This is a genomic window from Nonomuraea zeae (assembly GCF_005889725.1).
Lineage (GTDB): Bacteria > Actinomycetota > Actinomycetes > Streptosporangiales > Streptosporangiaceae > Nonomuraea > Nonomuraea zeae.
Window position 1 is genome coordinate 1 of record NZ_VCKX01000376.1, and the last position, 10,467, is coordinate 10,467.

Consider the following 10,467-nt stretch of genomic DNA (forward strand, 5'->3'; position numbering starts at 1 on the left):
TTTCTCGTGGGTGGGCTCGGAGATGTGTATAGGGGACAGGGCCTGGGCGGGGGTGCTCAGGGTGAGCCCGGCGATGCCTGCCGCCAGAACCAAAGCGACACGTGGCAGAGAAATGGGAGACAGGGGACTGTCCTTCCATACGGCCGGCCGGGTTAGCTGACGGGCTCGGGCCTGGAAGTAGCCCTACGGCACGGAGGGTGTGCCGATTCGCCCCAGGGGGGAAAGTGGGTCCCCGGCTCCACACAGCGGCTGTGTGGATTAGGCCCGACGGACTCTAACAAAAGGGTCAAAAGCTCGCAAACAGGACAAAAGTGGACGTCCGGAAAATGAGATGGTGTGTTCGTCAGTCGAGACGAGCCGGTAAGGTACCGCCCATGGAGTCGCGTAACATCCGCCTGGCCGTCATCCCAGGAGACGGCATCGGCACCGAGGTCGTGGCAGAAGGACTCAAGGTCCTGGAGGCAGTGGGCACGAAGATCGAGCCCACCCACTACGACCTGGGAGCCGCCCGCTACCACCGCACCGGCGAGACGCTGCCGGACGCGGTGCTGGAGGAGCTGCGCGGCTACGACGCGATCCTGCTCGGCGCGGTCGGCGACCCCAGCGTGCCGCCCGGCATCCTTGAGCGCGACCTGCTGCTGCGCCTGCGGTTCGCGTTCGACCACTACGTCAACCTGCGGCCGGTCAAGCTGTTCCCGGGGGTGGAGACGGCGCTGGCCGACACGTCCGCCGAGGACATCGACATGATCGTCGTCCGCGAGGGCACCGAGGGCCTCTACGCGGGCACCGGCGGAGTCATGCGGCGCGGCACCCCGCACGAGATCGCCACGCAGGAGTCGCTCAACACCGCCTACGGCGTCGAGCGCGTGGTGCGCTACGCGTTCGAGAAGGCCAAGTCGCGGCCCCGCAAGAAGCTGACGCTCGTCCACAAGACCAACGTGCTCACCTACGCCGGCGACCTGTGGCAGCGCACGGTCAACCGCCTGGCGGAGGAATACCCCGAGGTCACGACCGACTACAGCCACATCGACGCGGCCTCGATGTTCTTCGTGAGCCAGCCCGAGCGGTTCGACGTGGTGGTCACCGACAACCTGTTCGGCGACATCATCACCGACCTCGGCGCGGCCATCGCGGGCGGCATCGGCCTGGCGGCCAGCGGCAACATCAACCCCGAGCGCACCGCGCCCAGCATGTTCGAGCCGGTGCACGGCAGCGCGCCCGACATCGCCGGGCAGGGCAAGGCCGACCCCACCGCGACCATCCTGTCGGTCGCCATGCTCCTCGACCACCTCGGCCTGAGCGCCGAGGCGGCCAGGGTCGAGCAGGCGGTCGCCGACGACATCGTGGACCGGCTGGCCGGCGGGGCGAGCCGCACCACCCGCGAGATCGGTGACGACATCACCGCGCGAGTATCCGGCTAGGACCGCCTAGCCCCGAAACGCGCCTGGTGGTCCGAGGAGGACTGCCAGGCGCTTTTTCACGTCCAAACGGGCGAACCACCCCATTGGCCGCTTGCCATCCCATATGGCGAGACAATAGGAAGTACGGACTGCCTCACGGGCAGCGCAGCTGTCGCAGGTTCGTAGGATTCGTAGAGTCGCAGAGAGAAGGACCGTCGTCATGACCATCGCTCAGAAGCTCAGCTTCGACGTGCAGCTATCCGACCACGCTCGCACCGCGGCCGAGCGGGAGCAGGTACTGGCGAATCCCGGTTTCGGGCAGACCTTCACGGATCACATGATCTCGATCGACTACACCGAGGGCGAGGGGTGGCACGACGCCAGGCTCCTGCCGTACGGGCCGCTCTCGCTCGACCCGGCCACCTCGGTCTTCCACTATGCGCAGGAGCTGTTCGAGGGCCTGAAGGCGTACCGCCAGACCAACGGGTCGATCGTGACGTTCCGCCCGTACGCGAACGCCGCCCGCTTCAACCGCTCGGCCACCCGCATGGCCATGCCCGAGCTGCCGGAGGAGACGTTCGTCGACTCGCTGGAGCTGCTCGTCGAGACCGACAAGGAGTGGGTGCCGACCACCGAGGGGCACAGCCTCTACCTGCGGCCCTTCATGATCGCGACCCAGGCGGGCCTCGGGGTCAACTATCCGTCGAGGACGTACAAGTACATGGTCATCGCCTCGCCGGCGGCCTCGTACTTCACCGGCGGCATCAAGCCCGTCTCGGTGTGGCTGTCCACCGAGTACACCCGTGCCGCCCCCGGCGGCACCGGCTTCGCGAAGTGCGGCGGCAACTACGCGGCCGCGTTCGTCGCCCAGCGCCAGGCCGTGGAGAACGGCTGTGACCAGGTGGTGTGGCTGGACGCGGGCGAGCACAAGTACGTCGAGGAGATGGGCGGGATGAACCTGTTCTTCGTCTTCGGCAACAAGCTCGTCACGCCCGCGCTGACCGGGACCCTGCTGCCCGGCATCACCAGGGAGTCGATCCTGGAGCTGGCCGGCGACCTGGGCCTGGAGACGGAGGAGCGCCTCATCTCGGTCGACGAGTGGCAGGCGGCGTCCGAGTCGGGCGAGCTCACGGAGGTGTTCGCGTGCGGGACCGCCGCCGTGGTGACGCCGGTGGGCACCGTCAAGGGCGCCGACCGGTCCTGGACCGTGGCCGACGGCACGCCGGGTCCGGTGACGATGCGGGTGCGCGAGGAGCTGGTCGGCATCCAGTACGGCGCCCGCCCGGACGCCCACAACTGGGTCCACAAGATCATCTGACCTGCGCCTTCACCCGGCTGGGGTGCCGAGGCCCCGAGACCTGTCGACGGCCCCGAGACGTGCCCGCTCGTGTGGTGGCACGCCCCGGGGCCCACGCCCACCTGCCCCGAGGCGCCGGCTTCTCGTGACTCTCCGTGACTCTCAGCGGTCGATGTTGCCCAGGTAGGCGTCATCGCCCTGCGCGCCCGCCGCCGCACCGGGCGGCACCAGCTCCTCCAGCCGCAGCAGGACCTCCTTGTCCAGCGTCACGTCGGCCGCCGCGGCGTTGGCCCGCACGTTCGCCACCCGGCGGGTCCCCGGGATCGGGACGGTGCCCTGGTGCATGAGCCAGGCCAGCGCGAGCTGCGCCACGGACAGGCCGTGCTCGCCCGCCAGGGCCGCCACGGAGTCGGCCAGCGCCACGTTGCGGTCGAGGTTGCCCTCCTGGAAGCGCGGATTCCCCCTTCGCCAGTCGCCCGGCCCCAGCTCGCCGCGAGCGCGGATCGCGCCGCCGAGCAGCCCCCTGCCCAGCGGGCTGTAGGCGACGAAGCCGACCCCCAGCTCCTCGCAGACCGGCAGCACCTCCTTCTCCGGCGCCCGGTTGAACAGCGAGTACTCGCTCTGCACCGCCGTGACCGGATGGACGGCGCAGGCCCGCCTGATCGTCCGGGCCGACACCTCCGACAGCCCGATGTGCCCGATCTTCCCGGCCTGGACCAGCTCGGCCAGCGCGCCCATGGTCTCCTCGACGGGCGTGTCCGGGTCGAGCCGGTGCAGGTAGTACAGGTCCACGCGATCGGTGCCCAGGCGGGCAAGGCTGGCGTCCAGCGCGCTTCGTACGTACTCGGGCCTGCCCATTCCGGGCACCAGCCGCCCCTGCTCGTCCTGGTCGCCGCCGAACTTGGTGGCCAGCACGAACTCCTCGCGCCGTCCCCGCAGCACCCGGCCGATCAGGCTCTCGCTGTGGCCGGCGCCGTAGATGTCGGCGGTGTCGATGAGCGTGATGCCCGCGTCCAGCGCCGCCTGGAGCGTTCCCGCGGCCTCCCGCTCGTCGACGTCGGCGTAGATGCCGGGGGCCAGCGTCATCGCGCCGAATCCCAGCACTGACACGGTCGGGCCGCGCCGCCCGAGAGCGCGATATTGCATGTCTCCCCCTCACGAATGCGTCCTGTCGAGACTGCCCCCCTCCCGACCGGCCATGCCGGCGCCCGCCCGTGCCCGGTCCGGTGTCCTAGTTCTTCCTGATCATGGTCATGCCGTCGGCGACCGGCAGCAGGAGCACGGTCACCCGCGGATCCTCGATCACCAGGTCGTTGAACTGGCGGATCTCCACGGTCGTGGTCTCCTCGTGCGCGGGATCGGCCACGAACCCCCTGCGCAGCGTGTTGTCCGCCACCAGCAGCCCGCCCGGCCGCAGGCGTTCCATGAGCAGCTCGTAGTAGCCCGGGTAGTTGCCCTTGTCGGCGTCGAGGAAGGCCAGGTCGATGCGCTGGTCGAAGGCCGCGAGCGTGTCCATCGCGGGCCCCAGGGTGAGCGTCACCCGATCCGCCACCCCGGCCTCGCGCCAGTAGCGGCGCGCGATGGACGTCCACTCCTCGCTCACGTCGAAGCAGTGCAGCCGGCCGCCGGAGAGCCCCCGGGCGATGCACAGGGAGGAGTAGCCGGTGAACGTCCCGACCTCCACGGCCACCGACGGCGAGATCAGCTGAGTGATCATCGTCAGGAACCTGCCCTGGTCCGGGGAGATCTGCATGGTCGCGGAGTCCCCCGTGGCGGCGGCCGTCTCTCTCGCCAGCTCATCGAGCAGGGGGTCGGGCGGCGTGGTGTGGGCGGCGACGTACTCGGCCACGGCAGGATCCAAGAGATATGCCTTCATGAAGGCATTGTTTCCGTTTCGGATAGTGTCTGCGCGATCGATGAGGCGGGAGTTGGCGAATGATGAAGCGATTGGTGGCGGTCGCGATCGCGTGCGTGGCGATCGCCGTGCTCGGGGTGCTGGCGTTCTCGAAGCCGGGAGCGTCCTCTGACGGGGTACGGCTGGCCAGGCAGGTTGACGGCTCGATGGTCCTCGGCGAGCGGGGGAGCGATGCTCCCGTGCTCGACGTGTACGAGGATTTCGACTGCCCGGTCTGCAAGGACATGCATGCCAAGGTGGACGCCACGATCCAGAAGCTGGCCAGGGAGGGCAAGGTCAAGGTCGTCTTCCACCAGGTGACGATCTTCCAGGACGAGCCCATGCGCTCGAACTCCATCCGGGCCGCCGCTGCCGCCCGGTGCGTGCCCGAGGAGAGCTGGCTGGCGTTCAGGGACGAGCTGTACGACCTCCAGCCCGCCCCGCATGGCGTGGCGTCGGGCTTCACCGTCGCGGAGCTGGTGCAGGCGGCCAGGAAGGCGGGGGCGTCGGTGGACGAGTGCGTCACCTCGCAGTCGTACGCGGAGCAGCACCTGGTGGAGACCGCCAAGGTCCAGCTCGAAGGCACGCCGACCGTGCTGCTCGACGGCCGGCAGCTGGGCGGGGAGGCGTTCGACCCGCAGGCGCTCGAACGCGTCATCACGGGCGGCGACGGCATCGAGGTGTGACCTAGCCGGATGAACACCCTCGGTAATGCGCAGGTGGTGAGCTTTTTACCTGAGTCGTGTCCCGAAGAGTGAGATCGGTGTGCCGAATGGTGAATCGGTATGGCAGACTGGGCGGCACCATGTTCTACGGTCTGCTCATTATCGGCAGGCGCGCTGGCTGACAAAGGGACACCGCCAGCGCGCAGACCTCTCACGTCCGTGAGGGGTCTTTTTGTTTTCCCACTCAGAGAGACCTTCCGGAAAAGAGAGACTCATGGCCGACGACCGCTTCCACGTCTACGACACGACGCTGCGTGACGGCGCACAACAAGAGGGGCTCAACCTCACAGTCGCCGACAAGCTTGCCGTCGCGCGCCACCTGGACAGCCTGGGCGTCGGTTTCATCGAGGGGGGCTGGCCGGGCGCCAATCCCAAGGACACAGAGTTCTTCAGGCAGGCTCGAACAGAGCTCGATCTGAAGCACGCGCAACTAGCCGCGTTCGGCGCGACCCGCCGGGCCGGTGTGAAGGCAGCCGACGACCCATTGGTGGCCGCATTGCGCGAATCCGGCGCGCCGGTCGTGACCCTTGTCGCCAAGAGTCACGACCGGCACGTGGAGCTGGCCCTCCGCACGACTCTCCAGGAGAACCTCGCGATGATCCGCGACACGGTCTCTCACCTTCGTGCGGAGGGGCAGCGGGTCTTCCTCGACGCCGAGCACTTCTTCGACGGTTACAAGTCCAACCCAGCCTACGCGCTGGAGGTCCTCAGGACCGCGGCGGAAGCCGGGGCCGACGTCATCGCCCTGTGCGACACGAACGGCGGCATGCTCCCCGACGAGCTGGCCGACATCGTCCACCACGCCGTGCAGACCAGCGCCCGGGTCGGCATCCACTGCCACGACGACACCGGCTGCGCGGTCGCCAACACCCTGGCCGCGGTCAAGGCGGGCGCCACGCACGTCCAGGGCTGCGCCAACGGCTACGGCGAGCGCTCCGGCAACGCCAACCTCTTCACCGTCGTCGCGAACCTCCAGCTCAAGCGCGGCTTCGACCTGGTGCCGCAGGAGGCGCTCGGCGACATGACCCGCATCGCCCACGCGATCACCGAGGTCACCAACGTCACCCCCAACTCCCACGCCCCCTACGTCGGGATGTCCGCTTTCGCGCACAAGGCCGGCCTGCACGCCAGCGCCATCAAGGTGGACCCCAACCTTTACCAGCACATCGACCCCGCCCAGGTCGGCAACGACATGCGGATGCTCGTCTCCGACATGGCGGGGCGGGCCTCGGTCGAGCTCAAGGGCCGCGAGCTGGGCTACGAGCTCACGCCCGAGCACACCAAGTCCCTGGTCGAGCGGGTCAAGGACCTGGAGGCGAAGGGCTACACGTTCGAGGCCGCGGACGCCTCCTTCGAGCTCCTGCTGCGCGACACCGTGCAGGGTGAGCGCAAGCGCCACTTCGAGGTCGAGTCCTGGCGCGTGATCGTCGAGCGGACGAAGGGCGGCGAGCTGGTCAGCGAGGCCACGGTCAAGGTGCACGCCAAGGGCGAGCGCATCGTGGCCACGGGCGAGGGCAACGGCCCCGTGAACGCCCTGGACAAGGCCGTACGGCTGGCGCTCGAGCAGCTCTACCCCGAGCTGGCGAAGCTGGAGCTGGTGGACTACAAGGTCCGCATATTGGAGGGCACGCACGGCACGGACGCCATCACGCGCGTGCTGATCACCTCCAGCGACGAAACGGCCGAGTGGGCGACGGTGGGGGTGGCGGAGAACATCATCGACGCTTCTTGGCAGGCGTTGGAGCAGGCGGTCACGTACGGACTGCTCCGGGCCGGCCACGGAACCGCCTGACAGCACGGTCCAGCACGGTCCCTTCTGCCTTCGAAGGCGCACAGTACGGTCCTCGGCCTCCGGGGGCGCACTGCACGGTCCTCCGCCTTCGAGGGCGCGCTGCGCGCGACGGGGGCTCCGGGCAGCGCCTCCCAGGGGGCTGCCGCCCCTTTCGAACCCCCGAAACCCCGCTCTCGCCCACCGTGGACCGGTCACCCGGTGGGCGCTTGTTCGGTGACGCCACGCTGAAGAGCGGTGACATGAGAGGTCAGGCCACCGGCTGGCCCCGGCTCATCGGACGGCTCCATCCAGAAGAGCGGCCCAGAGGCTCCACGCGTCGTTGATGGACGCCGGTCTTGTTTTCTGCACCTGGTGTCCGCCGTCGAACTGGACAGTGCGTCGGAGCAGGCCCTCGCTGCCGCCGGCGCACAGCTCGTAGACGGTGGCCCGGCAGGCGCAGGTCCACGCCAGAGGCCGAAGTCGCTCAAGAGCCCAACGACCCGGCCCGGCCCGGCCCGGGGGACGGGATGGCGGGCGGTTCCATCACCCGTCGCGCTGTCAACGAACCACCGCGCCGTCCTACCCGTCCTGGGTGAAGTCGCCGTACGTCGGTCTGCCCGCGGGCCGGTAGACGTTGAGCACGCAGCCGCTGCTGCTCTGCTTGGACTCGACCAGGCTCAGCGCCGTCGCCGCGCGCCCCGGCTCGAAGAGCCGCTTGCCGCTGCCCAGGACGACCGGATAGGTCCACAGCCGCAGCTCGTCGATCAGGCCGTGGTCCAGCAGCGACTGCGCGAGGACGCCGCTGCCGTGGATCTGCAGCTCCCGGCCGGGACGGGCCTTCAGCTCGGCGATCTCCTTGAGTGCGTCGGACCTGATGACCGTCGTGTGCTGCCATTCGGCGCGGTCCAGCGTCGTCGAGACCACGTACTTCGGCAGGCTGTTGAGCCGGGTCGCGATCAGATTGTTCTCGTCGGTGACGGTCGGCCAGTAGGCCGCGAAGATCTCATAGGTCTTCCGGCCCAGGAGGAAGCCGTCCGCCTCGGCGAACCACTTGGCGCTGTAGGCCCAGAGCTGCTCGTCGGCGTAGGGGAACTGCCAGCCGCCGTGCTCGAACCCGCCGCTGGTGTCCTCACTGGGCGTGCCCGGTCCCTGCATGACCCCGTCCAAGGACAGGAATGTCGCCAGGGTGATCCTCATCGTCGTGCTCCCGTCTGTCGTCGCGTCTGTGCCCATGACGACGAATCCCGCACCCGAAACTCATCGCCCGCCACGCACCTTCCGGGAAAAGCGTCTCGGCGGCCGGGGCCCGAGCTGCCTACCTTCTCCTGGATCAGCCGAAGGATCGAGAGAGAAGGAGCCGGACGACGCGCCGGTCAGATCAGGCGTGTTCGCCGTCGGCGGCGCTACGAAGTCGCCGATCGCCGCAGATAGGCGGTGGTCGCGGCGTCGGCGGGGAAGAAGGACTCGACGGCGATCTCGTCGAGCGTGATGTCGAAGGCCGCGCCGAACGTCGTGATCGTGCTGAAGAAGGACAGCTCGACCCCGTCGTACCCGAGCTGGATGGGCAGGGCGATGTCGGCGGGCCCGGCGGCGGGCGGCTCGTCCTCGGCCCCGTACGCCCGGAGCTCCTCGTACAGCGAGCCCAGCACGGGATCCCCCGTGCGGGCCGCCTGGCGGGCGAGCCGGGGCAGCAGGTACGCGCGCACCTGCCCCAAGTTCCGCAGCCGGGGCGCGAACCCGCGCGGGTCCAGGCCGAGCCGCATCATGTTGACCGGCGGCTCCAGCAGCGCCGGATCCACCCCGTCCAGGAAGACCTCCATGGCCGAGTTGGTGAGCACCACGTTCCAGCGGCGGTCCACGGCGACGGCGGGAAACGGCTCGTGCCCGCTCAGCACGCTCCGGATGGCCTCGTATGCCTGGGCCAGGTCCGGGTCCTCCAGGGGACGCCGGTCGTAGGCGGGCGCGTACCCGGCCGCGACCAGCAGCCGGTTGCGCTCGCGCAGGGGGACGTCCAGGCGTTCGGCCAGGTGGAGGAGCATGGCGCGGCTCGGGATCGTCCGCCCCGTCTCGACGAAGCTGACGTGCCGGGTGGACACGTCAGCCTGGATGGCCAGGTCGAGCTGGCTCAGACGGCGACGCCTGCGCCACTCGCGCAGCAGCTCGCCGACCGGGCGATCACGATGCATCCTCCCTTTCTATCCGCCCGCGATACCCGCCTGACCAGCGGCCTGTCCATTACATCCCGTGTAATCGACAGGCCGGGCCCGGCGGCGCGATCGTGGTCCGCATGACGGAGATCAGCGTCAGCGGACGCAACAAAGAGCTCGCCCTGCGCGGCTTCACCGAATTCGCGGCAGGCAACATCGGCATCCTGCGTACCTTGCTCCGGGAGGATTTCGTCGAGCACAGCCCGGGGAACCCGTCGGGGCGGGAGGCGTTCATCGAGTTCATCGCGAGCGCCCCGGTCGCCGGGTCCCGGCTCGACCTCAAGCGGGTGATCGCCGAGGACGACTATGTGGTGATGCACTATCACATGGTTCCGCCCGAGGGCGGGCGCGGGATCGCGGTCGTGGACGTCTGGCGGCTGGAGGACGGCCAGATCGTCGAGCACTGGGACGTGGTGCAGCCCGTGCCGGAGCCGGAAGAGATCCCGAACGGGATGTTCTGAGCAGGTCGTCCCCGGCGCTCAGTGGGAGCCCTTGGGGTGGATTGTCGCCTTATGAGAAGTCGTGCAGATAATTGGGCTGACATGTACGAAAACGGGCGGGAAGGACTCCGCGCGCGCCCAGAGCGCGGCGGAGGAGGGCCCGTCGAGGGAGTCGGCCGCGACAGGCTTCGAGGAAGGACGCGATCCTGTGATCCGTGAGCTGCGGGCCGCCCGCGATCTGCGGGCGGCGTGCGGGGACGACGATCTGGTGATGTGGGCGGGGCAGGGCCTGGGCAGGGGAGGACGGGCCTGGGTGCTGGGCGACGCGGTGGTGGTCGGCTGCCCTCAGGTGTCGCGGCGTGATCGGTTAGCCGTGTGGGGTGGCACGTCGTGCGCGGTGGAGCTGGTGCGGCACGCGCTGGCGGAGCTGGGGGCGACGTACCGGCCGCTGGGCGACGCCGAGCTGGTCGGTGAGGTGACGGCGAAGGTGGACGGGGTGGAGGAGAGCGGGCGGTTCTCCTGGATGAGCCTGACCCGCGCGCCCGAGGAGCCGCCCGCCCGGCAGGGCTCGGGTGACGGCGCGAGCTGGGGAAGCTCGGGTGACGGCGCGGGCCGGCTGGGCTCGGGTGGTGACCCGGGCTGGCTGGGTGAGGGGGCGGCGGCGGAGGTCGCGGCGTTGCTGGCGGCCGACGCGCCGCATTCGTACGCGGTGCCAGGGGTGGCGGGGGTGAGC

General features: G+C 69.4%; 10 protein-coding genes and 1 riboswitch. Of the genes, 6 read left to right on the top strand and 4 right to left on the bottom strand.

The features are described from left to right. Positions 1-126 precede the first annotated feature (126 nt). Positions 127-275: riboswitch (cyclic di-AMP (ydaO/yuaA leader) on the bottom strand. Positions 276-374: 99 nt separating this feature from the next. Both ETD85_RS55250 and ETD85_RS55255 read left to right on the top strand, forming a co-directional pair. Next, positions 375-1,421: a 3-isopropylmalate dehydrogenase gene (locus ETD85_RS55250; protein WP_138697869.1), complete on the top strand. Its 1,047-nt coding sequence runs from the start codon at positions 375-377 to the stop codon at positions 1,419-1,421. A gap of 199 nt (positions 1,422-1,620) precedes the next feature. Next, entirely contained in the window at positions 1,621-2,718 is a 1,098-nt protein-coding gene (locus tag ETD85_RS55255; RefSeq protein WP_138697870.1) for a branched-chain amino acid aminotransferase, read from the top strand. A 141-nt stretch (positions 2,719-2,859) separates the two neighbouring features. On the opposite strand, the gene ETD85_RS55260 is transcribed toward ETD85_RS55255, so the two are convergent. Next, positions 2,860-3,843 carry an aldo/keto reductase gene (locus ETD85_RS55260; RefSeq protein ID WP_138697871.1) on the bottom strand — a complete coding sequence of 328 codons (984 nt, stop codon included), beginning with the start codon at positions 3,841-3,843 and terminating at the stop codon, positions 2,860-2,862. Positions 3,844-3,928: 85 nt separating this feature from the next. After that, positions 3,929-4,573: an O-methyltransferase gene (locus ETD85_RS55265; RefSeq protein ID WP_138697872.1), complete on the bottom strand. Its 645-nt coding sequence runs from the start codon at positions 4,571-4,573 to the stop codon at positions 3,929-3,931. 59 nt (positions 4,574-4,632) lie between these two features. Here ETD85_RS55265 and ETD85_RS55270 point away from each other — a divergent pair, with 59 nt between their 5' ends. Next, complete coding sequence (locus ETD85_RS55270; protein ID WP_138697873.1) at positions 4,633-5,277, top strand: DsbA family protein; 645 nt, start codon at positions 4,633-4,635, stop codon at positions 5,275-5,277. Positions 5,278-5,530: 253 nt separating this feature from the next. After that, complete coding sequence (gene cimA, locus ETD85_RS55275; protein ID WP_138697874.1) at positions 5,531-7,108, top strand: citramalate synthase; 1,578 nt, start codon at positions 5,531-5,533, stop codon at positions 7,106-7,108. 558 nt (positions 7,109-7,666) lie between these two features. On the opposite strand, the gene ETD85_RS55280 is transcribed toward cimA, so the two are convergent. Both ETD85_RS55280 and ETD85_RS55285 read right to left on the bottom strand, forming a co-directional pair. After that, on the bottom strand, positions 7,667-8,284 hold the full coding sequence (locus ETD85_RS55280) for a dihydrofolate reductase family protein (RefSeq protein ID WP_138697875.1): 618 nt from the start codon (positions 8,282-8,284) through the stop codon (positions 7,667-7,669). Between the two features lie 206 nt (positions 8,285-8,490). Next, a complete protein-coding gene (locus ETD85_RS55285) occupies positions 8,491-9,273 on the bottom strand; it encodes a helix-turn-helix domain-containing protein (RefSeq protein ID WP_138697876.1) in 783 nt (260 codons plus the stop codon). Between the two features lie 101 nt (positions 9,274-9,374). Here ETD85_RS55285 and ETD85_RS55290 point away from each other — a divergent pair, with 101 nt between their 5' ends. Both ETD85_RS55290 and ETD85_RS55295 read left to right on the top strand, forming a co-directional pair. Continuing rightward, a complete protein-coding gene (locus ETD85_RS55290) occupies positions 9,375-9,755 on the top strand; it encodes a nuclear transport factor 2 family protein (protein WP_138697877.1) in 381 nt (126 codons plus the stop codon). A gap of 187 nt (positions 9,756-9,942) precedes the next feature. After that, the coding region (locus ETD85_RS55295; protein WP_206059494.1) for a hypothetical protein at positions 9,943-10,467 on the top strand (525 nt) is incomplete at its 3' end.

Bases quoted from the DNA above. Each gene is read 5' to 3' on its own strand.
- ETD85_RS55290 (WP_138697877.1), top strand. From the start codon at position 9,375: ATGACGGAGATCAGCGTCAGCGGACGCAACAAAGAGCTCGCCCTGCGC.
- ETD85_RS55280 (WP_138697875.1), bottom strand. From the start codon at position 8,284: ATGAGGATCACCCTGGCGACATTCCTGTCCTTGGACGGGGTCATGCAG.
- cimA (WP_138697874.1), top strand. From the start codon at position 5,531: ATGGCCGACGACCGCTTCCACGTCTACGACACGACGCTGCGTGACGGC.
- ETD85_RS55270 (WP_138697873.1), top strand. From the start codon at position 4,633: ATGATGAAGCGATTGGTGGCGGTCGCGATCGCGTGCGTGGCGATCGCC.
- ETD85_RS55265 (WP_138697872.1), bottom strand. From the start codon at position 4,573: ATGAAGGCATATCTCTTGGATCCTGCCGTGGCCGAGTACGTCGCCGCC.
- ETD85_RS55250 (WP_138697869.1), top strand. From the start codon at position 375: ATGGAGTCGCGTAACATCCGCCTGGCCGTCATCCCAGGAGACGGCATC.
- ETD85_RS55260 (WP_138697871.1), bottom strand. From the start codon at position 3,843: ATGCAATATCGCGCTCTCGGGCGGCGCGGCCCGACCGTGTCAGTGCTG.
- ETD85_RS55285 (WP_138697876.1), bottom strand. From the start codon at position 9,273: ATGCATCGTGATCGCCCGGTCGGCGAGCTGCTGCGCGAGTGGCGCAGG.
- ETD85_RS55255 (WP_138697870.1), top strand. From the start codon at position 1,621: ATGACCATCGCTCAGAAGCTCAGCTTCGACGTGCAGCTATCCGACCAC.